The organism is Aeromonas sp. R5-3 (assembly GCF_040908225.1).
Taxonomy (GTDB): Bacteria; Pseudomonadota; Gammaproteobacteria; order Enterobacterales; family Aeromonadaceae; genus Aeromonas; species Aeromonas dhakensis.
Window position 1 is genome coordinate 106,532 of record NZ_JBFODH010000023.1, and the last position, 22,945, is coordinate 129,476.

The 22,945-nt window shown below is 60.7% G+C and carries 25 protein-coding genes and 1 riboswitch; of the genes, 12 read left to right on the forward strand and 13 right to left on the reverse strand.

The genetic code is table 11. The features are described from left to right. Positions 1-226: 226 nt before the first annotated feature. The gene (locus AB5Y95_RS15120; RefSeq protein WP_368161513.1) at positions 227-1,756 is read right to left on the reverse strand and encodes an aryl-sulfate sulfotransferase; all 1,530 of its coding nucleotides are present in this window, start codon (positions 1,754-1,756) and stop codon (positions 227-229) included. An 87-nt stretch (positions 1,757-1,843) separates the two neighbouring features. After that, a riboswitch (TPP riboswitch) is annotated at positions 1,844-1,957 on the forward strand. Between the two features lie 258 nt (positions 1,958-2,215). Here AB5Y95_RS15120 and thiC point away from each other — a divergent pair. From thiC to thiH, 6 genes are read left to right on the forward strand one after another with little or no spacing between them, the layout of a single operon-like run. After that, a complete protein-coding gene (gene thiC, locus AB5Y95_RS15125; protein ID WP_368161514.1) occupies positions 2,216-4,258 on the forward strand; it encodes a phosphomethylpyrimidine synthase ThiC in 2,043 nt (680 codons plus the stop codon). Further along, the gene (gene thiE, locus AB5Y95_RS15130) at positions 4,255-5,865 is read left to right on the forward strand and encodes a thiamine phosphate synthase (protein WP_368161515.1); all 1,611 of its coding nucleotides are present in this window, start codon (positions 4,255-4,257) and stop codon (positions 5,863-5,865) included. The genes thiC and thiE overlap by 4 nt, the downstream gene beginning before the upstream one ends. After that, on the forward strand, positions 5,855-6,649 hold the full coding sequence (locus AB5Y95_RS15135) for a ThiF family adenylyltransferase (protein ID WP_368161516.1): 795 nt from the start codon (positions 5,855-5,857) through the stop codon (positions 6,647-6,649). The genes thiE and AB5Y95_RS15135 overlap by 11 nt, the downstream gene beginning before the upstream one ends. Then, the gene (gene thiS / locus AB5Y95_RS15140) at positions 6,646-6,852 is read left to right on the forward strand and encodes a sulfur carrier protein ThiS (protein WP_005357774.1); all 207 of its coding nucleotides are present in this window, start codon (positions 6,646-6,648) and stop codon (positions 6,850-6,852) included. The genes AB5Y95_RS15135 and thiS overlap by 4 nt, the downstream gene beginning before the upstream one ends. 1 nt (position 6,853) lies before the next feature. Beyond that, positions 6,854-7,621: a thiazole synthase gene (locus AB5Y95_RS15145; protein ID WP_368161517.1), complete on the forward strand. Its 768-nt coding sequence runs from the start codon at positions 6,854-6,856 to the stop codon at positions 7,619-7,621. Between the two features lie 35 nt (positions 7,622-7,656). Beyond that, positions 7,657-8,922: a 2-iminoacetate synthase ThiH gene (gene thiH / locus AB5Y95_RS15150; RefSeq protein WP_368161623.1), complete on the forward strand. Its 1,266-nt coding sequence runs from the start codon at positions 7,657-7,659 to the stop codon at positions 8,920-8,922. Between the two features lie 671 nt (positions 8,923-9,593). Here the strand turns inward: thiH and AB5Y95_RS15155 are convergent. From AB5Y95_RS15155 to AB5Y95_RS15175, 5 genes are all read right to left on the reverse strand, one after another. Next, positions 9,594-10,073 (reverse strand): hypothetical protein, encoded by a 480-nt coding sequence (locus tag AB5Y95_RS15155; RefSeq protein WP_368161518.1) that lies wholly within the window; start codon positions 10,071-10,073, stop codon positions 9,594-9,596. Positions 10,074-10,077: 4 nt separating this feature from the next. Beyond that, positions 10,078-11,022 (reverse strand): ParA family protein, encoded by a 945-nt coding sequence (locus AB5Y95_RS15160; RefSeq protein WP_368161519.1) that lies wholly within the window; start codon positions 11,020-11,022, stop codon positions 10,078-10,080. 202 nt (positions 11,023-11,224) lie between these two features. Continuing rightward, a complete protein-coding gene (locus tag AB5Y95_RS15165) occupies positions 11,225-11,767 on the reverse strand; it encodes a GNAT family N-acetyltransferase (RefSeq protein ID WP_368161520.1) in 543 nt (180 codons plus the stop codon). Between the two features lie 32 nt (positions 11,768-11,799). Continuing rightward, on the reverse strand, positions 11,800-12,237 hold the full coding sequence (locus AB5Y95_RS15170; RefSeq protein ID WP_206866286.1) for a GNAT family N-acetyltransferase: 438 nt from the start codon (positions 12,235-12,237) through the stop codon (positions 11,800-11,802). Between the two features lie 125 nt (positions 12,238-12,362). Further along, positions 12,363-12,995: a Vat family streptogramin A O-acetyltransferase gene (locus AB5Y95_RS15175; protein WP_368161521.1), complete on the reverse strand. Its 633-nt coding sequence runs from the start codon at positions 12,993-12,995 to the stop codon at positions 12,363-12,365. 222 nt (positions 12,996-13,217) lie between these two features. Between AB5Y95_RS15175 and AB5Y95_RS15180 the strand changes: the two genes are divergently transcribed. Then, positions 13,218-13,799, forward strand: coding sequence for a penicillin-binding protein activator LpoB (locus tag AB5Y95_RS15180; protein WP_368161522.1), 582 nt, complete (start codon positions 13,218-13,220; stop codon positions 13,797-13,799). 80 nt (positions 13,800-13,879) lie between these two features. On the opposite strand, the gene AB5Y95_RS15185 is transcribed toward AB5Y95_RS15180, so the two are convergent. Both AB5Y95_RS15185 and AB5Y95_RS15190 read right to left on the reverse strand, forming a co-directional pair. Then, positions 13,880-14,296, reverse strand: coding sequence for a GNAT family N-acetyltransferase (locus AB5Y95_RS15185; RefSeq protein WP_368161523.1), 417 nt, complete (start codon positions 14,294-14,296; stop codon positions 13,880-13,882). A gap of 111 nt (positions 14,297-14,407) precedes the next feature. After that, the gene (locus AB5Y95_RS15190) at positions 14,408-14,725 is read right to left on the reverse strand and encodes a hypothetical protein (RefSeq protein ID WP_005308203.1); all 318 of its coding nucleotides are present in this window, start codon (positions 14,723-14,725) and stop codon (positions 14,408-14,410) included. Between the two features lie 330 nt (positions 14,726-15,055). Here AB5Y95_RS15190 and AB5Y95_RS15195 point away from each other — a divergent pair, with 330 nt between their 5' ends. Both AB5Y95_RS15195 and AB5Y95_RS15200 read left to right on the forward strand, forming a co-directional pair. Beyond that, positions 15,056-15,985, forward strand: a complete 930-nt coding sequence (locus AB5Y95_RS15195) for a sensor domain-containing diguanylate cyclase (RefSeq protein WP_017779797.1) — start codon at positions 15,056-15,058, stop codon at positions 15,983-15,985. Positions 15,986-16,421: 436 nt separating this feature from the next. Continuing rightward, the gene (locus AB5Y95_RS15200) at positions 16,422-17,696 is read left to right on the forward strand and encodes an amino acid permease (protein WP_065018416.1); all 1,275 of its coding nucleotides are present in this window, start codon (positions 16,422-16,424) and stop codon (positions 17,694-17,696) included. A 63-nt stretch (positions 17,697-17,759) separates the two neighbouring features. Here the strand turns inward: AB5Y95_RS15200 and AB5Y95_RS15205 are convergent, their stop codons facing one another. Further along, positions 17,760-18,398, reverse strand: coding sequence for an exopolysaccharide biosynthesis protein (locus AB5Y95_RS15205; RefSeq protein ID WP_024942173.1), 639 nt, complete (start codon positions 18,396-18,398; stop codon positions 17,760-17,762). A gap of 213 nt (positions 18,399-18,611) precedes the next feature. Between AB5Y95_RS15205 and AB5Y95_RS15210 the strand changes: the two genes are divergently transcribed. Next, positions 18,612-19,232 carry an outer membrane beta-barrel protein gene (locus AB5Y95_RS15210; RefSeq protein ID WP_368161524.1) on the forward strand — a complete coding sequence of 207 codons (621 nt, stop codon included), beginning with the start codon at positions 18,612-18,614 and terminating at the stop codon, positions 19,230-19,232. Positions 19,233-19,237: 5 nt separating this feature from the next. Next, positions 19,238-19,783, forward strand: a complete 546-nt coding sequence (locus tag AB5Y95_RS15215; protein ID WP_368161525.1) for a GNAT family N-acetyltransferase — start codon at positions 19,238-19,240, stop codon at positions 19,781-19,783. On the opposite strand, the gene AB5Y95_RS15220 is transcribed toward AB5Y95_RS15215, so the two are convergent. Continuing rightward, on the reverse strand, positions 19,764-20,069 hold the full coding sequence (locus tag AB5Y95_RS15220; protein ID WP_368161526.1) for a monooxygenase: 306 nt from the start codon (positions 20,067-20,069) through the stop codon (positions 19,764-19,766). The genes AB5Y95_RS15215 and AB5Y95_RS15220 overlap by 20 nt on opposite strands. A 121-nt stretch (positions 20,070-20,190) precedes the next feature. Here AB5Y95_RS15220 and AB5Y95_RS15225 point away from each other — a divergent pair, with 121 nt between their 5' ends. After that, complete coding sequence (locus AB5Y95_RS15225; RefSeq protein WP_368161527.1) at positions 20,191-20,556, forward strand: winged helix-turn-helix transcriptional regulator; 366 nt, start codon at positions 20,191-20,193, stop codon at positions 20,554-20,556. Here the strand turns inward: AB5Y95_RS15225 and AB5Y95_RS15230 are convergent. The 3 genes from AB5Y95_RS15230 to AB5Y95_RS15240 all read right to left on the reverse strand — a co-directional run bounded on the left by AB5Y95_RS15230 (position 20,553) and on the right by AB5Y95_RS15240 (position 22,851). Continuing rightward, a complete protein-coding gene (locus AB5Y95_RS15230) occupies positions 20,553-20,987 on the reverse strand; it encodes an N-acetyltransferase (protein WP_368161528.1) in 435 nt (144 codons plus the stop codon). The two genes, AB5Y95_RS15225 and AB5Y95_RS15230, sit on opposite strands and share 4 nt — an antisense overlap. A gap of 125 nt (positions 20,988-21,112) precedes the next feature. Further along, a complete protein-coding gene (locus AB5Y95_RS15235) occupies positions 21,113-21,685 on the reverse strand; it encodes a hypothetical protein (RefSeq protein WP_201899817.1) in 573 nt (190 codons plus the stop codon). A 128-nt stretch (positions 21,686-21,813) separates the two neighbouring features. Beyond that, positions 21,814-22,851 (reverse strand): acyltransferase, encoded by a 1,038-nt coding sequence (locus AB5Y95_RS15240; protein WP_368161529.1) that lies wholly within the window; start codon positions 22,849-22,851, stop codon positions 21,814-21,816. Between the last annotated feature and the right edge of the window lie 94 nt (positions 22,852-22,945).

Here is a 22,945-nt window from a genome sequence, read left to right on the forward strand (position 1 = left end):
TGTTGACGCTTGTGGTGAACCATTTTTCCATTGGGGAGACCAGGGCTCTTGCTATCTATGTCGCCAGCTTTTCTTGGCCTTCGATGATGCTACTTGCTGACGGAATGATTGCGGGTTGAGCTTCAGTAGGACTGAAAACGGGGGCAGAGTGGTAGCGAATAGTGTCGTCTGACCGGGTGGAGATGCATAGCTAAAGCAGCGCCACTCAGTGGCGCTGCTTTTCCTGTCACTGAAAGTGCATGTTTTCGAGAGGGATCTGGATGGCGTTCCAGGAGGTAGCACAGGGGATTGCACTCGGATAGGTAAACTCGAAGAGTTTCTGCTTCTCCTTGTTTATGCCTTGAATGATAACCCTGGTCCGGTTGTCGGCTGCTGCATAGTTGATGAGATAATCCCCTTGAGCCGCCAGCTTGTCTTCATAGATGCTGGAACAGATATCGGAATAGATGCCATCGTCAAAACTCCAGACCACTTGAGCCGTCTTGCTCTGGCTGTCGATAGCAAAGATGGCGGTCTGGCTGGTGGCCAGATCTATGCCGCTCGGGGTGCCGATAGGGTTGTTGAAACTCCTTCGCCCATTGTTGAACAACATCAGTTTGCCATCCTTGGTCATGGAGATGGCATGCTGTCCTACCGGCGTCTGTCCGGAGGAGAGCGACAACGCCAGCTTCTGCAGGGAAGGATAGGAGTACCAGTGTTTGGTTTCATCACCAAGCAACCAGATCAGCTTGCCGGTGTTGTAGTCCAGTTTGACGACAAAATTTTCCCGGCTGGAGACAACCAAAGTGTCATCGGACGGGTCATAGGTAGCTGCGTTCATGTGGAACCAGTCAGCACCGTTTCTGACAAAATTGCTGGGGTCGTCCCCCTCTTGTAACATGTATTCAGAAAATATCTTGCCGAGATCCCACTCCTTTATGACCTTGCCGTCAGTGTCTATTTCACTGAGGAAAGATTCTAATTTCAATGCTCCACCAGTGGTTCCATCCAGTTCAATCAATATTCCCTGTTTGCCTTGGTCTATATTATGATGGAAGTAGGCATCGCTTCCCATTGTTGAGCCATCTAGAGTGAGTGTAGTGCTCTTTCCGTATAAATTTAACGAGTCTATTATTCTACTCTTAGAGTTTCCAGTTAAGAATAGATTGTCCATAAATATGGATGAGGCAGAAATATTTCGGATGCCGATATCCCAACGGATTTCTCCGTCAATATCCATGATGATAGGAGACTTCAATGATCCTTTCATATAAAAATAGCTATATGTAGGTGTTGCAGTAGGCTTGATACTGATGCCTACATTGTCATAGACCCCTGCGCTGTCGACATAGGTGTCGGTGGCAATTGTCTTTTGAAATGCATAGTTACTGGCATCAACAAACTGAATGTTGACCGTCACTTCATTGGTATAGGCGCTGTATAAACCAAATATGGGAAGCTGAACTCTGTTGCTGGATGCATCATACAGCCCATTGGTTAAAATATATTGCCAGTCATAAGTGGCTGTTATCGGTTTGGCATAACTGCCTATTTTTTGATTGATGGTGAAAGAGATGCTTTTAATTTTACTGTTATCCAACCCTGACAAGTCCAGTGCCGAAATAAAAACGGAGTCATGAATGTCATTTTCAACAACTTGGGTTGCAGGATCATACTTGAATTGTTCAGCCAGTGTTTTACTGTTGTCACTTCCTCCGTTACAACCATATAGTCCGAGACATACGAGGCTGAACAAAAATGACTCTTTCATGTACATAGCAAACACCATCCCTGTGTTAATGAACTGTCCCCAGTGTAGCGAAAAAATCATGGTTGAGTAAAAAAATAAGCCATATATACTGGCGCCATCTTGTCGGAGTGCTGACCGTCGAACGACGCTAAGCTGAGACCGTTAATTCGGGATCCGTGGAACCTGATCAGGTTAAGACCTGCGAAGGGAAACAAGGGTAACTTGCGGGTTACCGCGCCGGGGAAGGAGCACCTTCCCGCCAGCCAGAGGCAGACCGCATCTGACTGGTACAGGCGCACAGGGGGAGGTTGTCCCGCCGGGCCGTCAGGGCCACGGGTCTGCCGCACAGGGCAGAGGGATAACAGGGCGGACTGGGAAGAGAGATCCCATCCGTCCTCCCCGCACATCCCGCCGCAAGTTCATCTTCTCCTCGAACTCCAGACAAGCAAACACCCATAACTTCAACCAGTTAATGTGAGTTTTGCTATGTCTACCAATGTTTCTGATACCAATAAATCCAGCCGCCGCGAGCAGCGCTCCAGTGCCCAGACCTTTATCGACAACCTCAAGGGGATGGCTCACCCCAACTCCCGCCGCATCTTTATCGAAGGCTCCCGCCCCGATATCCGGGTGCCTTTGCGGGAGATCCAACTGGCCGACACCTTCGTCGGCGGCACCAAGGAAGCCCCCCAGTTCGAACCCAACGAGCCGGTGCCGGTTTACGACACCTCGGGCCCCTATGGGGAAGAGGCTGCCCCCATCGACGTGCGCCGCGGCCTGCCGCGCCTGCGGGAAGACTGGGTGCTGGAACGCGCTGACACCGAGGCGCTGGAAGGGCTGAGCTCCACCTTCACCCAGGAGCGCCTGGCCGACGAGGGGCTGGATCACCTGCGCTTCGAACACCTGCCGAGCGCTCGCCGCGCCAAGCCGGGCCGCCGGGTGACCCAGCTGCACTACGCCCGCGCCGGCATCGTCACCCCGGAGATGGAATTTATCGCCCTGCGCGAGAACATGGGCCGCGAGCGGGTGCGCTCCGAGCTGCTGCGTACCCAGCATCCGGGTCAGGGTTTTGGCGCCAGACTGCCGGAGAACATCACGCCCAAGTTCGTGCGCGATGAAGTGGCCGCCGGTCGCGCCATCATCCCCAGCAACATCAACCACCCGGAAGCCGAGCCCATGATCATCGGCCGCAACTTCCTGGTGAAGATCAACGCCAACATCGGCAACTCGGCGGTCACTTCCAGCATCGAAGAGGAAGTGGAGAAGCTGGTCTGGTCCACCCGCTGGGGCGCCGACACCGTGATGGATCTCTCCACCGGCCGCTACATCCACGAGACCCGCGAGTGGATCCTGCGCAACAGTCCGGTGCCCATCGGGACAGTGCCCATCTACCAGGCGCTGGAGAAGACGGGCGGCATCGCCGAGGATCTCACCTGGGAGCTGTTCCGCGACACCCTGCTGGAGCAGGCCGAGCAGGGTGTGGATTACTTCACCATCCACGCAGGCGTGCTGCTGCGCTTCGTGCCCATGACCGCCAAGCGCCTCACCGGCATCGTGTCGCGCGGTGGCAGCATCATGGCCAAGTGGTGCCTCTCCCACCACAAGGAGAACTTCCTCTACCAGCATTTCCGCGAGATCTGCGAGATCTGCGCCGCCTACGACGTCAGCCTCTCCCTGGGTGATGGCCTGCGCCCAGGCTCCGTCTACGACGCCAACGACGAGGCCCAGTTTGCCGAGCTGCGCACCCTGGGCGAGCTCACCAAAATTGCCTGGGAGTACGACGTGCAGGTGATGATCGAAGGCCCCGGCCACGTGCCCATGCACATGATCGAGCGCAACATGGCCGAGCAGCTTGAGCACTGCCACGAGGCGCCCTTCTACACCCTGGGCCCGCTCACCACCGACATCGCACCGGGTTACGATCACTTCACCTCCGGCATCGGTGCCGCGCTTATCGGCTGGTACGGCTGCGCCATGCTCTGCTACGTGACCCCCAAGGAGCACCTGGGCCTGCCCAACAAGGAAGACGTGAAGCAGGGGCTCATCACCTACAAGATCGCCGCCCACGCCGCGGATCTGGCCAAGGGCCACCCGGGCGCCCAGATCCGCGACAACGCTATGTCCAAGGCGCGCTTCGAGTTCCGCTGGGAGGATCAGTTCAACCTGGCGCTGGATCCCGACACCGCCCGCGCCTACCACGACGAGACCCTGCCCCAGGAGTCCGGCAAGGTGGCGCACTTCTGCTCCATGTGCGGCCCCAAGTTCTGCTCCATGAAGATCACCCAGGACGTGCGCGACTACGCCGCCAAGCTGGAAGCCGTAGAGATTAAGATGGTCGGCATGGATGGCCAGCAGGAGCGGGTCGTCGCCGAGGTGGAGAGCGGCATGGCCCGTAAGGAGACGGAGACCTTCAAGCAGGCCGACGTTGAGAGCGGCATGGCGCGGATGGCGGAGACCTTCAAGGAGACCGGCGGTGAGATCTACCACCAGGCGGCGACCCTGAAGCAGGCCGCAGGGGAGGAGGCGTGAACAGGGAGCGCGGGGCTTTTAGCCCCGCCGACCTGACAGCGGTGACGGCGGTTCCGCGCCCCGTGGTCTGGACCATAGCCGGATCCGACTCCGGTGGCGGGGCCGGCATTCAGGCCGACTTGCACACCATGCACGACCTCGGTGTGCACGGCTGCTCCGTCATCTCCGCCATCACGGCCCAGAACTCGGTGGTGGTGAAGATGGTCGACCCCGTGTTGATGCAGACTTTCACCGCCCAGATCGACGCCCTGGGGCTGGATCTGCCGCCGGCCGCCATCAAGATAGGCCTGCTGCCGACTCGGCTGCATGTGGAGGTGCTGGCCCGCCGGCTGGGCACCATCGAGGATCCCTTCGTGGTCTACGATCCGGTGGCCATCGCCAGCACCGGTACCCCCATGGCGGAGCCCGGCATGCTGGTGGCGGTGCGCGAGCACCTGCTGCCGCGCCTCTCCTTGATCACCCCCAACGGCCCCGAGCTGGAAGCCCTGACCGGCCTGCCCGCCACCAGCCCCGAGCTGGTGCGCCTCGCTGCCCGCCGCCTGCGCGAACTCGGCGCCCGCGCCGTGCTGGTCAAGGGCGGCCATCTGGAGTGGAGTGGCGATCTCTGTCTCGACTACTACCAGGACGAGAGCCGCGAATTCTGGCTGGCGGCGCCGCGCCTGAATACCCGCCACGGCCACGGCACCGGCTGCTGCTACGCCAGCGCCATCGCCGCCGTGGTGGCACAGGACTACCCGGTGGAAGACGCCATCACCCTGGCGCGCGCCTACCTGCAACAGGGCTTGGCGGCGGCGCAGGGGGTGGGGGCAGGCCCCGGCCCCATCGCCCACCTGGGTTGGCCAGACAATCTCGCCCACTTCCCCCGTGCCGTATTGGCGGGATCAACTCTCGATCGCCGCTTCGGCCTGTATGAGACAAGCAGTGCCCGCCTGCCGCAGGGCCCCTTCGCCGCGACCGAACACAACCTCGGCCTCTATCCGGTGGTGGATTCGGTCAAGTGGCTCAAGCGCCTGCTGGGGGCCGGGGTCAAGACTATCCAGCTGCGGATCAAGAATCTGCCCGCCGCTCAGGTGGCACCGGCCATTCGTGATGCTGTGGCGCTTGGTCGCCGCCATGGGGCGCGGCTCTTTATCAACGACTACTGGCAGCAAGCCATCGAGGCGGGCGCCTGGGGCGTGCATCTGGGGCAGGAGGACATGGAGACGGCAGATCTTGCCGCCATTCAGGCCGCCGGGTTGCGACTTGGCATCTCCACCCACGGCTACTTCGAGCTGATGCGCGCCCGTGAGCTGGCCCCCTCTTATATCGCACTCGGCCATATCTTCCCGACCAACACCAAGGCGATGCCTTCGCGCCCCCAGGGGCTGGAGCGGTTGCACAACTACCGCGCCCTGATGTGCGACTGGCCCACGGTGGCCATCGGCGGCATCAGCGAGGAGCGGGTGGCGGCGGTCAAGGAGAGCGGGGTGGGCAGTATCGCGCTGGTCTCGGCCATCACTGCCAGCGACGACTGGCAGGGGGCGACGGAACGACTGCTCGCTGCCGTAGGCGCGGGGGACGAGCCACGTTCGGCCTGTGTGATGCGGGAGGTGGAACATGCGCTCTGATGCCGCTTCTCTTAGTGACAAAGAGTATCTGAGATACGGTCGCCAGCTGATGTTGGCGGAAGTGGGGGAGACCGGTCAGGCGCGGCTCAAGGATAAATCCGTGCTGATCGTGGGCTTGGGCGGGCTCGGCTCGCCGCTGGCCCTCTATCTCGCCGGGGCTGGTGTGGGCACCTTGTGGCTCGCCGATGGCGATACGGTGGATTCCAGCAATCTGCCGCGCCAGATCCTGTTCGATAGTGAGGCGGTCAACCACTCCAAGGCGGAGCTGGCCCGCGAGCGGTTGGCCGCCCACAACCCGCTGGTGGAGCTGATCGCCATCAACCAGCGGCTCGATGCCGCCAGCCTGCCGGAGTTTGTGGACGAGGTAGATGTGGTGATCGACTGCTGCGACAACCTGGCCACCCGCCAGGCCATCAACGCCGCCTGCGTGGCTCAGGGCAAGCCCTGGATCTCTGCGGCGGCTGTGGGCTGGCAGGGGCAGCTGATGGCGCGCACAAACTTTGATCACGCCTGCTACGCCTGCCTCTATCCGCAGGATACCAAGCTCGTCCAGAGCTGCGAGACCAGCGGTGTCACCGGCCCGCTGGTCGGGGTGATGGGCTCTTTGCAGGCGTTGGAGGCGCTGAAACTGTTGCTCGGGATGCCAAGCACGGTCGCCGGCACATTGCGCCGTTTCGATGCGTTGACCCATCAGTGGCAGACCCTCACGCTGGCCCCCGACCCCGACTGTCCGGTTTGCGGGCAGCGCCGATGCCCGACAAACGATAAGGAAATCACCCCATGACCTTGACCATTCGACTCAACGATAAAGCCCAGCCGCTAGCGGCTGGGCAGAGCGTGGCCGACCTGCTGGCGGCGCAAGACGTTAATCCACAGGGCGTAGCGGTGGCCCTTAACGGCGCCGTGCTGCCCCGTGGCCGCTGGGCCGAAACCCGTCTCAATGACGGGGACGAACTTCACCTCTTTACCGCCATTGCGGGAGGCTGACATGCTCAAGATTGCCGATCACACCTTCTCTTCGCGCCTCTTCACCGGCACCGGCAAGTTTGCCCGCCCGGAACTGATGGCCGCCGCCATCAAGGCGAGCGGCTCCCAGCTCGTCACCATGGCCATCAAGCGCCTCGAACCGGGCAAGGCCCACGACGATATCCTGAGCCCCTTGCTGCAACTCGGGGTCAAGCTCTTGCCCAACACCTCCGGCGCCAAGACCGCCGCCGAGGCGGTGTTTGCCGCCCACCTTGCCCGCGAGGCGCTGGGAACGAACTGGCTCAAGCTCGAGATCCACCCCGATCCGCGCTATCTGCTGCCCGATCCCATCGAGACGCTGAAAGCCGCCGAGCAACTGGTGAAAGAGGGCTTTGTGGTGCTGCCCTACTGTGGCGCCGACCCCGTGCTGTGCAAACGGCTGGAAGAGGTGGGCTGCGCCGCCGTGATGCCGCTCGGTGCGCCCATCGGCTCCAATCAGGGGCTGGTGACCCGGGAGTTTCTCTCCATCATCGTCGAGCAGGCCAATGTGCCTGTGGTGGTGGATGCGGGGATCGGTGCGCCGAGCCACGCGGCTGCCGCCTTTGAGCTGGGTGCCGACGCCGTGCTGGTCAACACCGCCATCGCGGTGAGTGGCGACCCGGTCGCCATGGGCCGCGCCTTCGCTTTGGCCTGTGAGGCAGGACGTAGCGCCTATAAGGCGGGTCTCGGCGCCCGCGCCCTGCAGGCGCAAGCCTCCAGCCCGCTCACCGATTTTCTGGGGGCGTTATGAGTCATGATGCTGGCTCAGGGCGAGAGCCAATGGCAATGTCCTCTTTCGCCGCGTCCCCCGATTCTGCCGCACTGCGCCCCCCTCTCCCTCTGGGAGAGGGGGTGAGGGCAGAGGCTGATTCGGTGCTTGAAGGGGGCGAGTTCTGCGCTCCTCCCTCTCCCAAGGGGGAGGCCGGGAGGGGGGGGGATTTTGCCAATCGCTGGCAGGAGCTGGAGTGGGACGATATCGGCATGCAGATCCGCGCCAAGACGGCCGCCGATGTGGCGCGGGCCCTGAGCGCACCCCGCCGTACCCTGGCGGACTTTATGGCGCTGATCTCCCCGGCCGCCGAGGCGTACCTGCCGCAGATGGCGGCCGAGGCCGAGCGGCTGACCCGCCAGCGCTTTGGCAACACCATCGGCTTCTATGTGCCGCTCTATCTGTCGAACCTGTGCGCCAACGACTGCACCTACTGCGGCTTCTCCATGAGCAACCGCCTCAAGCGCAAGACCTTGAATAGCGAGGAGATTGAGCGCGAGTGCCTGGCCATCAAGGCGCGCGGCTTTGACAGCGTGCTGCTGGTGACCGGCGAGCACGAGCACAAGGTGGGGCTCGCCTATTTTCGCGAGGTGATGCCCATCATTCGCCGCCACTTCAGCACGGTGGGGATGGAGGTGCAGCCCCTCTCGCAAGACGAATACGCCGAGCTGAAAACCCTCGGCCTCGATTCGGTCATGGTCTATCAGGAGACCTACCACGCTCCCACCTACGCCCGCCACCACCTGCGCGGCAACAAGCGGGACATCGCATGGCGGCTCGCCACGCCGGACCGACTGGGCCGTGCCGGCATCGACAAGATAGGGCTGGGGGCGCTGATCGGTCTCTCCTCGGACTGGCGTGCCGACAGCTATTTTGTCGCCGAGCATCTGAGCTGGCTTGAGCGCCACCACTGGCAGAGCCGTTATTCGCTCTCCTTCCCGCGCCTGCGCCCCTGCACCGGTGGGCTGGAGCCGGAAGTTATCATGTCGGATCGCCAGCTGGCCCAGCTTATCTGCGCCTGGCGCCTCTTCTCGCCGACCCTGGACTTGTCCCTCTCGACCCGGGAATCGCCGGCGTTTCGCAACGGTGCGGTGCGTCTTGGCATTACCCAGATGTCGGCCGAGTCGCGCACTCAGCCGGGTGGCTATGCCGAGGGGGATAAAGAGGAGCTGGAGCAGTTCGCCATCCACGACGACCGCCCGGTAGGGGAAGTGGCCGCCGCCGTGCGGCAGGCAGGGTTGCAGCCGGTGTTCAAGGATTGGGAGCCCTTCCTGGGTCGATAGGGGCGGCCACGCCCCTTTGCCGGTGGCATCCCGGCGTTCAGCCAGACTCCGAGCCTGTGGCAAGCAGGCACGGCTGCGCCGTGCAATCGTAGGGGCGATTAGCCGTCAGGCGTAATCGTCCGTTCCGAGGTATGGCGTTGGCGGCAGGGGCCGTTGTGTGGTGGCACGGCTTTGCCGTGCAGGACACGAGGCCGCTGGCCTCGACGGGGTTTCGCCCGCCCTTCGGGCTGGGGCGAGTAACTTTTCTTTGCGTAGCCAAAGAAAAGTCACCAAAAGAAAGGCCACCCCCGCTTATTCGCCCGACTTACGTCGGGTTCCTTCGGCTCACCCGCTTGTCCGACGGCACGCGCCGACGGGCCGTCCATGGCCCGGCGCCGCTCGCTCGACATCCTGTCTCGCGGCCAAGACAAGCGGGCTCGCCTCTGCGAATAAGAGGGGTAACCAAAACCGTGCCCGCTATAACCTAAGGGAGTAGTCGTAGGGTGCAATAAGCGGAGCGCATAGCACCGCGATTGTGATGAGAGATGCAATTCACGTTGTAATTGCACCCTACACTAACTCCGTCTACTGGCTTTGTCCCTCCCTTGGAAAGTTGGAGTTCGAAAACAATATCAAGCCAGTCTTTCGTATTAACTAGCAGCATCGAGTTATCATGCTGTCTGGTTAATCGACTATTTTTTTATGCTGGTAGCATTATTTTCCTCAACCACATCTACAATGACAGAATGTGTATTCTCATTTTCTATAAGATTAATAAGCTTGTCCTTTAGCATATTTTTGTTTTTTAGTGACGCAACGCTCCCTGAGCTTACACCAAAACGAATAGTTGCTATTTCAGCCATTTCCAATCTCGTTGTTTGTGTATTGTTTACAATGGCTTTAATTTCATCAATTGATAGATTGGAAATGTCCAATCTATTATTCTCTCTATTGGAAGATGTTTTTGATGTATTCTTGCTAGGGTGTTCACCTAATATTTCATATGTTTCTGTAACACTCATTCCTTTTAGATGAAAAATTATTTTATCTAAGTCCTTTAATAGTTCACTATCTGGGTGATGGATATTTTTCAAATATTTAAGTGTTGAGTCAAAAACACTAAGTACGGAGCTGTATCTTTGCGGTACATTTTTTGATTTAGTAGTCTTCATAGTATCATACCAGTCTTTTTTCTATTTCGTTACATGCCTTTACTAACGGTGCCTTTGCTCTAGAAATATTATCTGTTTGATAAGCTGTCCATACGGGCCACCCCATATTTAAAGCTTCAGGAATACCGGTTAGGCTAGGTACAACAGTATTAATCATATCAGACTTCCATTGTCTTCGTAATGCCACCAGTTGCTCGGTATGATTATTCGTTAATCCTGAGGCTGCATTACCAGCTTTTTTAGCCATGAAAGGCACAATGGCTGCGAGAGTTGTTGTTGGGCTATATGATTTAGGGATATCGCTGTCGCTAATTGAGGCGCTAGTTCTAAGGAATTCAAGTTTTTTATCTATTTTTAAATTAACTAAGCTTCTAAAGTGTGTGACCCCGCGACTAGACATTGCATCCGGAATAACTGGGACTATAAAATAGTCGCTTGCTGCTATGGCATTTTGGCTAACTAATTTCGTCGCTGGTGGGCAGTCGAAAATTATGTAATCATAATTGTTATTGGCGTCAACACTATCCAACCACTCTGCAAGTAAAGTTCGTTTATGCCACTCCGATATGATTGGTGAGCCCATTGTAGTTGAGGCCATCTCAATCTCTGTGTCATCCAATTCGAATTGTGCTGGAACAAGGTCAAGATTAGGATAGAAATCATATTTGGGGCTTCTTGTATGAAGGATGTTTCTATGAATTATTTCATCTGATGGTGATATTACCCTTCTATTACAGAAAGATTCAAAAATGGAGTTGCACGTCCTTTTGTTATTAACAGCGTCCTGCCACAATTCACCACCCATCATTACAATAGAAAGACTGGACTGGTGGTCCACATCGATAACCAAGACTTTTGATTTTTTCGCTAGATGGGTTGCAAGGTGAAATGTGAGGGTTGTTTTTCCAACGCCACCTTTAAAATTTATTGTCGATATCTTAATGGCCATAATTTCAACTCCGTTTCAATGAGAGATTTAAATAGTTGCAAGTCAATATTTACAATAAGCTATGATTTTTTGCGTGATACTAAACTGAAAGTTCTTCATAACCTTTTTAAATGAAAATAGTCAAGGTGGATACTTCATTATTGTTATCAGCTACACAATTTAGTTTTAGGTCAGCTTGATATACTCACTTTTCTCTACATGCTCAATCTAAGGGAACCAAGGTGTAAATATGAGCATCAATGGAGTGGTTATGAAGAAAGAGACGGTTCCTTGCCCGACACTCAAAGGTAGCCCCGGCGGCGATGGCAACAGCTTCGCTGGCGCTGTTGCCAACCCCCATCACGATCTCCAGCCGAAATAAGCCCAACTGCTGAAAGCCAAAGTCACGCAGCAGGGCGACCGCTTGTCGGGCGATACCGTAGCCTTGGCGGGATTGGCGCACCCAATAGCCGATATTGCCGTAGCGATGATGGGGCGACAGCTGGTTGATACCTGCGCCACCCAAGAGCTGGCCGGTGGTGACGCAGAAAATACCCATGTCGTAGGCACGTCCTGCCGCGCGATCCTGATCGCAGCTGGAAAACCACGCCAGCGCCTGCTCCCGGTTGAACGAGGGAGTGCACCAGCTCATCCAGCGGCCGACCGTGTCGATGGATTCGTGGGCCGCGCGGACAAACTCATCGGCATCGCCCGCTTCGAAGGGGCGGATCACTAGATTGGCGTTGGCAAGGTGCTGGAATATCATTGGCTGTCCTGCTTTTTCATCTGGATGATTGGTCAGGACTTTACGACGGCAATCCGCTTAAGCCCCATACCAACACTGGCAGGAGCCGTGAGCGAGAAACCGAATTGTTGATAGAGTCGGTAAGCCTCCCCATCTGCCAGCAAGCTGACATAGCCTGACTCCGGTACTTCGCGGGCGATATAGTCCGCGATCTCCGCCATGATCTTTTTGCCTACCCCCTGACCCTGATATTCAGGCAGTACTGCAATATCAACGACTTGATAAAATGTCCCGCCATCTCCGATGATGCGACCCATGCCGATGGCGCTCTGACCGCAAAATATCTGGACGGCAAACAGCGTATTGGGCAGACCAAGCTCTGCGGCTTCAAGCGTCTTTGGGCTAAGTCCGGCAGCGGTTCGAAGATAGCGATAGGTTTCGACGGGCGGCGTTGAGTGGACGACAGTGAAAACGGGTGTTGGTGCGGTCATTCGGGTAACTCCATGTAGGGCCTGATTGTTTTGAATGCCCATGTAACGCACTGATCTGGTGATGGATCCGTGCTCTCCAGGGCTGTAGGGGGAGGTTCTTATCAATGTCTCCAGGTGGGCAGCTATCACCCCACCCTCTCCAACTCGCCAATTTCCCCGCCGCCGATCAAGTTCAAATTCCGGCTGATCCTCTCCACCGGCCAGTCCCACCAGGCGAGGGCGTTGAGGCGCGCTATGGTGTCGTCGTCGAAACGGTAGCGGATCACCTTGGCGGGGTTGCCGCCGACCACGGCGTAGTCGGGTACATCAGTGGTGACCACGGCGCGGGCGGCGATGATGGCGCCATTGCCGACCTTGACCCCCGGCATGATCAGGGCCTCGTAACCTATCCAGACGTCGTTGCCGATGACGGTATCCCCCTTGTAGGGGAGGGTGCCAGGGGCGGGGGCTGCGCGCTCCCAGCCGTTGCCGAAGATAAAGAAGGGGTAGGTGGAGGGGCCGGCGCTCTGGTGGTTGGCGCCGTTCATGATGAATTTGACCCCGCGGGCGATGGCGCAGAATTTGCCGATGATGAGCTTGTCGCCGATGAAGGGGAAGTGATAGAGGACGTTGCGCTCGAAGCCTGCAGAGTCCTCCGGGTCATCGTAGTAGGTGTAGTCACCCACCTCGATATTGGGCCCCTTGATGGTGTTCTTGATAAAGCACACCTGGGGGAAGCCCGCCATGGGGTGCGGGTTGGCGGGGTCGGGTCCGTGCATGGGGGGCTCCTCTGGCATCTGGGCTCAGGCTACCCTAACGGAATCGGGTGAAGCCTTGCCACCCTTTTGTGCCCTCCGCTTCGCCAGTCTCTGTCGCCCTGTGGTGGTGGGTGCATCGACCCCGCCGGGGTTTGTCTCTAGCATAAGGAGGATGCGGGGCAGGGGCTCCGCCATGCGGGCGGTGGTTGATGCCCGTTTACGGACTTCTGGCGGAGAGAAAAGATGAAGCTGCGTTCCTTGTTGATGGTGGGGGCCCTGATGCTGGGCGGTTGTGCGGTCAATCCCTACGGCGGCACTCAGGCCCCGGTGAGCGAGCCGGATGCCCCCGTGGTGCAGCCGGACAAGCCGGTAACCAAGCCGGATACCGGGGCGCCGCTGCCCAAGCCGGTGGCACCGACCGGGCTGGCGCTGACCATGGCTGATGCCTTTGTGCAGGCCCCCGAGGTGCGAGAGCTGGCGCAAACGGGTCAGCCGGTGCTGCTGCTCACCCCGCCCCAGAACGGCACCGGCGAGCCGGTGGACACCCGAGCCATGGCGGCTGCCATGAGCAAGCGCATCCAGAGCAAGAGCGGTTTTCGCTTTGTCGACCCGGGTCAGGTGGCGGCCATCACCGGCCAGCTGGAGTATCAGCAGGGCAGGATGAACCCGGCCTCCCTGGTGCGGCTCGGTCGCCAGACCGGCGCCGGCTACATGCTGTACGGGGATCTGGTGGCCGAGGGCAGCCGCTATCGGCTGTCGATGACCCTGATGGAGCTGCGCAGCGGCGAGCTGCTCTGGAGCGGCAGTCGCTCCGCCAGCCACTGATCAAGCCAGCGGCCGATCAAAAAGAGGGTTGAGTGCCTGTGCACTCAACCCTCTTCTCATTCCAGCCCTGCTGGCAGGGGTCAGGACTCCATCTTCTTCAGAAAATAGGTGGTATGCCCGGGTGGCATGTCCGGCAGCTCGCCAAAGACCTGGTAACCCTGCTTCTGGTAGAAGGGCAGCGCCTGGAAGCTGGTGGTTTCCAGATGGAAGTTGCTGATGCCCTTGCTTTTGGCGTACTGCTCCATGGTGGCGAGCAATCGACCGCCCCAGCCATCCTGGCGGATGCGCTCGTCAATCCAGAGCCAGTCCACGTGCAGCCAACCCCACTTGAGGTCGGCGGTGATGCCGCCGTGCACCTTGCCCGCTTCATCCTTGATAAAACTGGCGATGTGCTCGCGCAGGTGGGTGCCGGCCTGGCTGATGTTGTAGCCCGACAGGCCGATGCGCAGCGCGTCAACATCCTGCTCGGCAGGGGGTTGGGGTTGGGTCAGGTACATGGTCTCTCCAGAGCCGGGTAAAGGGCCTCTATCAATAACCGTTCAGACTCAATGCGGTCAAGTGATTGCCCGACCTCAATGGCTATCAGTCTGCTGGGCGGGCAACTCGCGTCACAGCTGCGGGAAGTAGCAGGCGGCCATGTCGACCGGGTGATCGGGGCTGCCGGGCAGGTAGAAGTGCCAGCCCGCATCGGTGAAGGCGCGCAGCTCGCTCTCCACGAACTTGAGGGCGAGGCTTAGGGCCTGCAGGGCATCGACGCCATAGATGAAGGTCTTGTTGCCAAGGCCGTCCAGCTTCACCTTGCATCGCCAGTCGCCGCCGGCGGACTTGGGGTCCGGCTCGGGGGCTCCGATGGCAATCTTCACGGTCAGCTGTTCTCCCTCGATGCTGATGGCATCGAAGCGCGCTTTCACTATGGCTCTCTTCATCTGGACGATCCTTTTCCGGGGCCGGCGTCTGCCTGGCCGGGCTGATGGGGGGTGAGTCGGCCGGGAGGGCAGACTCAGGAAGGTCAGCCTAATGGATGCGGGCGCCGCAGACAACGGGCGCAGCGGTGGCTTGTGAGGTGGCTTGAAGATCCATGATTGCTGCTCTTTTGATCAGCGGGCGGCGGGGCAAGCGCTATTTTCCCGCATTGCTTGATGCGCATCCATGAATGGCCGGATTCGCTGCTGGTTCGGCGCCGCACCCGGCCCGATAATTGGGGCAGGCGGCCAGCCCGGCGTGCGCCTCTCGTTCCCCGGATCCAAGGAAACCGCATGGCACTTTCGGTCGAGCAATTATATGAAGTGATGGCCCAGCTGCCCGATCCCGTCTTCATCCTGAGCGAAGACGGCTACTACATCGAATACATCGGCGGGGTGGAGCAGCAATCCTATCAGGATGGCAACCCGCTGGCGGGCAAGCGACTGGCCGATGTGCTGCCCGCCGACATGACCCGCTGGGTGATGGAGCAGGTGACCCTGGCGCTGGATTCGGGCCAGGTGCAGGTGGTGGAGTACGAGCTGGCGGCGGTGGAGGTAGAGGGGATCGACGCCTCGGTCGGGCCGCAGGGGATGCAGCGCTTCGAGGGCAAGATTGCGCCGCTGCCCTCCCGCTACGACGGCAAGCGGGCGGTGGCCTGGGTGACCCGCAACATTACCGGCCAGCACGAGCTGCAGCAGCGGCTCAAGCTGCAGAGCGAAACCGACCAGCTGACCGGCCTCTACAACCGCCGCTATTTCTTCGAGCACTGCCGGCAGCGGCGGGAGAGAGAGGCCCCCTGCAGCCTGGTGATGCTGGACATAGACCACTTCAAGCAGATCAACGATCGCTTCGGCCATCAGCAGGGCGACCGGGCGCTGCAGCGCTTCTGCGACTGCGTGGCCGCCCAGCTGCGGGCGGACGATCTGTTCGTGCGCAGCGGCGGCGAGGAGTTTCTGATCCTGCTGCCCGGCATGAGCGAGCCGGATCTGCAGGCGCTGGCGGAGCGGATCCGGGCCGCCGTGGCGGCGCTGCCGGCGGATCCGGTGGCCTTTACCGTCAGTCTGGGCACCACCCTGGTGCAGCCGGGGGAGGAGATCAACCAGGCGCTGGCCCGCGCCGACGAGTGGCTCTATCGGGCCAAGCGGGCGGGTCGCAACCGGGTCGCTCACTGTCCTGCGGGCGGCCAGCGCAAGGGGGCAAAACAGGGGAAGCCAACCCCCTGATATATGGCGGCAGGACCGGCACCAATATATTGGCGGCGGTCGGGGTCATTCATTGCATAATTGGCTGATATTGTCGGGCTGATGCTGTTAATATTAACGGGCCACTCTCTGGCCTTATTCAAGTTGTTGAGCAACTCATCGAGGTTTTGTCGTTATGTTATCAGACGGAGCTGAATTGATTATCTTGAGGCCAAAATGACACATCTTATTTCCTTTTGAAACAAGCTGATTCAAACAGTCATGAATTATTAACCTTGACCTTTATGGCGATTTCAACGATGGTAGCGTGGCATCCCCGTTTCCTCTTGGTGATCATGTTGATCGCAGGCGGGCTTGTTTTTTCTACGATCCGGTCGATATGCCACGGCATGTCGCCACGCCTAATTACACGGGCCAATAAAATATAAGATGACAGATTAATAAGGTGTATATCGCAATGAGTGTTGCTATTGCTGAGAAGAGTAATTCCGCATCAAAGTTGAAATGGGAGAAAAGTGATTCGGTATGGACCATGGGCTTATATGCCACTGCAGTCGGTGCCGGTACACTGTTTCTCCCAATTACCGTTGGCAGTAATTCGCCGGTTATTTTGCTGTTTATATTATTAATGGCATTTCCGCTTTCTTATTATTCCCATCGGGCATTGAGTCGTTTTGTATTATCCAGCTCCCACCGGGAAGGGGATATTACCCACGTGGTGGAAGAGCACTTCGGGGCGCGGGCGGGCAAGCTGCTGATGCTGGTCTATCTGATGGCCTTCTACCCCATCATTCTGGTCTACAGCATCTCCATCACCAACGCGATCCAGAGCTTTGTGGTGCACCAGCTGGGCAATGCCGAGATCCCGCGCGGCCTGCTGGTGCTGGGGGTGATGTTGGGGCTGCACCTGGTGCTGCTGGCGGGCAAGCAGATCGTGGTGTCAGCCATCAGCGTGCTGGCCCTGCCCATGGTTGCCTTCCTCATCGGCCTCTCCATCTATCTGCTGCCCCAGTGGAGCCTCTCCTACTTCAGCGAGAGTCAGGGGGTGGACTGGCGTGATCCGGCGTTCTGGAAATCCCTCTGGCTGATCGTGCCGGTGATGGTGTTCTCCTTCAGCCATGCGCCCATCATCTCCTCCTTCAGCGCGGCGCAGAAGAAGCGCTGTCAGGCGAGCGCCGACCAGCGCGCCAAACGGATCATCAAGTGCAGCAGCCTGCTGATTTGCGGCAGCGTGCTGTTCTTCGTGGTGAGCTGCGTGATGAGCCTGAGTCAGGCCGAGATGGCGCAGGCCCGCATCGACAATATTTCGGTGCTGTCGGCGCTGGCGAACAAGTTCTCCAATCCGCTGATCGCCTACGTGGGGCCGCTCATCGCCATTCTGGCCATGTCCAAATCCTTCCTCGGCACCTCCATGGGGGTGAGCGAGGGGACGGTGAGCATGGTGAACGGAGCCTGCCAGGGGCTGGGGCTGTCGCTGCGTGAAGCGACCATAGCGCGGGTCTCGTCGGTCATTCTGTTCGTGGTGACCGGGATCATCACCTACCTCAACCCGAACGTGCTGGAGATCATCGAGAAGGTGAGCGGGCCGCTCATCGCGGTGATCCTGTTCCTGCTGCCGGCCTGCTCCATCTATCGTCTGCCCGCCCTCCAGCGTTATCGCGGGGCGAGCACCCTCTTCGTGCTGGTGATCGGGCTGCTGGCCATCTCGGCCCTTATCTACGATCTGCTGTGACGGTGGATCCCGCACAAGTCAAAAAGGGCGACCCATGAGTCGCCCTTTTTCTTGGTATTGCCGTTAGCCGAACAGGGTGGAGACGCTCTGGCCGGCCATCAGCAGGCCGATGGCCAGGGCGCTGAACCAGACCAGGGTGGCGCTCACCAGCAGGTAGCCGCTGGCGACGAACAGGCCGTCGCGCTGCAGCATGCCGATGGCCAGCAGCAGGATGGCCCAGGCCGGCATGGCGTTGGTGAAGGGGATGGCCCCGAGCGGCAGCATCAGCAGCAGGGCCGCCAGCATGATCAGCAGGCCGTTGCAGCGGTTGATGGTGCTGCTGCCGGTCAGCAACAGCAGGCGCGGGCGGATGAAGCGATCGATGCGGGCCAGCAGATCCGCCCCCTTGTGCAGGGTCGGCTTGAGCTGCTCGGCGGCGAAGCGGCGCTCCATCAGGATGGCGGGCAGCCAGGGCACCCGGTTGAGGGTGATGCCGATGCCGATAAACAGGATCAACAGGCCAAAGGGAGTGCTGACGCCGGGGATGGAGACCGGCAGCAGGAAGGGGACGGTGAGCAGCACGCAAAACAGCAGCATGCCCTGTTCGCCGACCAGGGCCAGCATCTGGCGCAGGCTGATATGGCTATCCTCGATGGCGTGAGCGGTGGCCCGCAGGGTGTCGGAGAGCTTGTTCTGGGGGTCGTTGAGTTGCGCGGCAACCATTCCCTGTGTCCTTCTGGTGAGTGGCACCGGCCCACCATGAGCCGGTTGCCGGCCAGCATACGGGGCAGAGGTTAATCGGGGATGAATAACGGGCGGGGCGGCCGAGTGTGATCCTTGTGGCGAAAACGGCGCGATACAGGCTGGGTTTAGGATAGGGGCCAGGGGGCTCTGATATGCTTGACGGGCACTGGTGCAGCGCACGGAGGAGCCGTGATGAAACGAGCAGGGATCATGATGATGGGGCTGTTGTTGCCGCTGGGGCAGGCCTGGAGCGCCGAGGGGGAGGCCGCCCCCGGCTGGCAGGTGACGCCGTTCTTCGGTTACAGCTCGGCCATCGACTTCGAGGCCAACGACGACCCCCAACCGACGCCCGTCGCCACCCGGCTGGCGTCCTTGCAGGGGGAGCGCTCCGGCAGTTGGGGCCTGTTCATCAGCAGGGAGGTGGATGACCCCGGCATGATAGAGCTGCTCTACAGCCACCAGTCCACCCACCTCTCCCCCGATCAGCCGGAGCGGTTGACGGTGGATACCCTCCACTTCGCCGGGGCGCTCACCCTGTCGGACAACCTGATGGCCCCCTATATCGGCGCCGGGATCGGGGCGACCCGCTTCGCCGCCTACGACAGCGACGTCACTCCCTCCATGTCGCTGGCGCTCGGGGTGCAGCCGCGCCTGACCGAACATCTGGCGCTGCGGGCCGAGGTGCGCGGTTATGGCGCCCTGGTCAACGACAACAGCCAGTTTCTCTGCAACCCGGACCAGTGCGTGTTCAAGGTGCGCGGCGAGCTGGTGACCCAGTGGCAGGCCAATATCGGCCTGACCCTGCGCTTTTGAGCACCATGTACCGCGGCTCCGTGCCGCCCCTGCCTCGTACACTGCCTTCGCTGTCGACCCCGCGCTTGCTGCTGCGGGCGCTTGATGCCAAAGACAGCGCCGATCTGTTCGCCATCTACGGGGATCCCCTGGTGATGCGCTTCGTCGGCGAGCCGCCGTTTCCGACCCTCGCCACCGTGGCGCAGATGTTGGCGAGCGTGGAGCGGTTGCTGGCCGCCGGCGAGTCGCTGGAGTGGGGGCTGGTGGCGCGCGACAGCGAGCGCCTTATCGGCACCTGCGGCCTGCACAGCTTTGCGGGGGATGCCGGTCTGCGCCAGGCGGAGGTGGGCTGCATGCTGGCTCGCCGACATTGGGGAGAGGGGTTGATGGCAGAGGCGCTGACCGCCCTGATCGCCTATGTCCGTCGGCTCGGCCTTGCCACGCTGCTGGCGGATATCGAGCCGGACAATCTGCCCAGCCAGCGGCTGTTTGAGAGGCTGGGCTTTGTCTGGCAGCAGGATGGCTGCTACCACCTGGCGCTGGGCGAGGGGATCACACCAGACCACGGGTGAGGCGGCTGAGGGGCTCGTTGACGTCGAACAGCTTGAACTGCACCGCGCTGGCACCCATGGCGAGCACCCGTTGCTCGTGCATGGTGGCGTAGGCGAGGGCGCTCGCCTCATCCTCGAACAGATAGATGCCACCCGCCTCGCCGGTGCGCGGGTTTTCGGTCCAGATTTTGGAGATGAAGCCCGGCTCCCTGGTGATGGACTCGGCCAGCGGCATGGCCGCGCTCGTGAGGGCCGGCCCCATCATCTCGGCGGGGAAGTTGAAATGGATCTGCAGCAGGCTGGGCATGGTGAACCTCTCGTGGGCGTTGAATGACTAAGCCCGCATCATAGGAAGCCGGCATCTTGGCTGCAAGAAGGCACATTTTCGTGGCATAGTTACCGCAAAGTAACCACTCGCGAGCCATCCCTTGTCCCCACTGCCCTGTCCCGCCTACCGGGTGCTGCGCCTGCTGGCCGGCAAATGGAAACCGGCCATCCTGTTTCATCTGCGCGCCCAGACCCTGCGCTTTGGCGACCTGCGCCGCAACCTGCCCGCGGTGAGCCAGAAGGTGCTGACCGCCCAGCTCAAGGAGCTGGAGAGCGACGGCGTCATCATCCGCACCCTCTACCCGGACGTGCCGCCTCGGGTGGAGTACAGCCTGAGCCCGCTCGGCATCGCCCTGATCCCCCTGCTCCAGCAGATGCACGACTTCGCGCTGAGCCACGGCGATCTGCTGGCGCAAAGCGAAGCGGAGGCGGCCCGCGTCGATCCCCATCTCGGCGAGCCCGGTTAATCCCGCGCCGGCCAGACCATTACCCACTCGGCGCAGCCGGTGTGGGGATCCACGCCCTCGGCCGCCACCTGGAATCCTTGCGCGCGATAGAAGTCGCACGCGGTCCGGTTCTGCTGATAAACCTGCAGCCGCAGGGTCGGCAACTGCCCCTTGGCGTGCTCGAGCAGGGCCTTGCCCAGCCCTTTCCCCTGCTGCGCGGGGGCCACGAAGAGGGCGGCCAGGGAGCCCTCGTGCAGGGAGTAGAAGCCAAGCAGCTGGTCACCCAGGCAGAGCACCTGGCTGTCGGCGGCGGGCAGATAGATCTCCCGCATCGGCGCCAGGTTGGCGTGCCAGTAGGCGGGCTCGATGAAGTGGTGGGCCTGCAGGGAGGCCTCCAGCCAGATGGCGAGGACGGCCTCGGTGTCGGCCGGGGTGAAGGGGCGTATCTGCATGAGTGTCTCGTCTGGATTCGTCAAAAGAGGGGCATGGTAGCAGCACTGGCTCTGCCGTCACCCGCCAGCGGGCAAAAGTGGAGCCCTCGTAACAAAAAAGGCGACCCGCAGGTCGCCTGTTGCCGTTAGCCGGCGTAGGGGAGGGAGGAGTGGTGCAGCACGATGCGTACCTTGCCGTCGTCCCCCTTCTTGAAGCCCCAGGTCTTGTCGACCGTGGTCTGCTTGTTGTCCCGGTCGGTCAGGTGCACCTTGCCCATGGTGAGGGCCATGTCGCCGTTGATGTAGACGGCGGCATTGCTGTAGTCGTAGCTCTGCCAGTTCTTGAGGGCGAAGCCGCTGTCGGCGGGATATGCCTTGTTGTTGCCGACGAAGTAGGCCAGCGCCCCCTCCTGGTTGATGCGAAAGGTCTGCTCGCCGCCGGCCAGGGTCGGCTTGAACAGTACCGGCCCCTGAGCGTAGCCGTAGGCGCTGTCGAGCACGGCGCCGGCGGTGGCCCTGGCCTTGTCGATGCCGCCGCTGCGGTAGTCGTCGCTGATCTGGATCAGGGCCTTGCCCCAGGCATCCTGGGCGGCCTTGATCTCGGCTTCGGTGATGTTGTTGTTGGCGATTTCGGCGGCGCTGAGGGAGCCGCTGGCGGCGAGCAGAACGAGGACAAGGCCGGCTTGCTTGGTAAACAGGGTCTTGGTGAACAACGTCATGGGATGATGACTCCTGGGTTCGCGTTTAAGGAGTCCCGGAGTTTATCTATCCGCGATGAATAAAAATTGAACCCATCATTCAGCCTCGAGTGGGGAGGGATCTGCCTCCCTCCCATCCTCTATTCCCCTCAGCGGGCCCGCAGCAGCCGGCGACTGACCGGGATCGCCGCCAACAGCCGATAGCCGAGCAGGGTGAGCGCCAGCAGCGCCGGCACTTTCAGCAGCTCCCACCACACCAGCTTGCCCTGTGGGCCGAAGATCATCAGCCACACCACCAGCATCATGTGCAGACAGTAGAGGCCCAGCACCTTGGGGGCTTGGCGCTCGAGCCAGCTGCCCCGGCCCCAGCCGGGGTTGGCCAGCAGCAGGCCGAACAGCCCCAGCGCCCAGGGGAGCGAACCCAGCAGGAAGTCGTGGCGGTTGAGGGGCACGGCGGCAAAGTGCAGCAGCCCTGCGGCCTCCAGGGCGTAGAGCCCCATCCCGGCCGCCATCAGCAGGGCGCAGCGCCTGGCATCCGGCTGCCAGGCGCGCAGGCGCAGCTCGGCGCCAAGGGCCACGAACAGCAGCGAGAAGAAGGGGCCGTTGCGGGTCAGCAGGGCCCACTCGCCCCCCAGCAGCGGCGGACCATAGGAGCCGCCGAGCAGGGCCAGCCCGTAGAGCAGAACGCCCAGCAGCAGGGCCAGCCGGGGCAGGCGGGCCTGCTGGCAGAGCGCCAGGATCAGCACTGCCAGCATCAGAGCGGGCAGGAACCAGAGGTGGATCATGCCGCCCACCCACCAGACGTTGAGCGGATCCCCCAGCTGCATCTGCCACTGGCCTGCCATGGCTGGCAGGTAGCCCTCGCTCACCGCCGCGAGGGGGTTGAAGGGGATCAGCAGGTAGAGCAGGCTCCACGCCAGCCAGAGCCCCAGCAGCGGGCGGCAGTAGCGCAGCGCCACCGTCAGGGGGTGGCCTGCGGCGAGGGCGGGTTGCAGAAAGTAGCCGGCACAGAGGAAGAACAGCGGTACCGCGAAGCGGCAGAGCTGGTTGATGATGGCCCCGAGCAGGGGGTAGGGCGTGCCGTCCCACAGGGTGGGGGCGAAGGGGTTGCTGAAGGGGGAGAGGTGAATGGTCATCACCGCCAGGATGGCCACCACCCGTCCGCATTCGATGCTGGAGATGCGCATGCTGCCTCTTGCCGCTGGGATTGAGGGCGCACCCTAGCAGCTGCGGGCGGCCCCCATCCAGCCGCCAGGCCGGCAACTGTGAACCCCATCGGCG